The sequence below is a fragment of the Microbacterium alkaliflavum genome (genome assembly GCF_044325405.1).
Taxonomy (GTDB): Bacteria; Actinomycetota; Actinomycetes; order Actinomycetales; family Microbacteriaceae; genus Microbacterium; species Microbacterium alkaliflavum.
The window spans coordinates 1-540 of record NZ_JBIQWL010000035.1; the positions used below are offsets into that span (position 1 = coordinate 1).

1 protein-coding gene is annotated in these 540 nt (G+C 70.9%); it reads left to right on the top strand.

Annotated features, from left to right (window positions below; genetic code table 11):
* The coding region (locus ACH3VR_RS23340; protein WP_397558737.1) for an ROK family protein at window positions 1-540 on the top strand (540 nt) is incomplete at both ends.

Here is a 540-nt window from a genome sequence, read left to right on the forward strand (position 1 = left end):
AAGATCGCGGGAGGCGTGGTCGATGAAGACGGCCGTATCGTCGAACAGCTCCGCGTCGAGACTCCGGTCGACACCGCCGCTCTGGAAGATGCCGTCGTCGACATGGTGCGCCACTTCGCCGACTCCTACGAGATCGCGGCGGTCGGCGTCGCGGCGGCCGGCTTCGTCGACCGCGACCGCGCCGTGCTCATCCACGCCCCCAACATCGCGTGGCGCAACTATCCGATGAAGGCGAACCTCGAGGGCCGCCTGTCGATGCCGGTCACGATCGAGAACGACGCGAACGCGGCGGGCTGGGCCGAGTACCGCTTCGGCGGGGGCGCGCACGTCGGCGACATGGTCATGCTGACCCTGGGCACGGGCGTCGGCGGCGCCGTCATCCTGAACGGCGAGCTCTACCGCGGCGGGCACGGCATCGGCGCCGAGCTCGGGCACATGCGGTTCACACGCGACGGCCGCCCGTGCGGCTGCGGGCAGAACGGATGCCTCGAGCAGTATGCGTCCGGCCGCGCTCTGCAGCGCGAGGCCGACGACATCGCG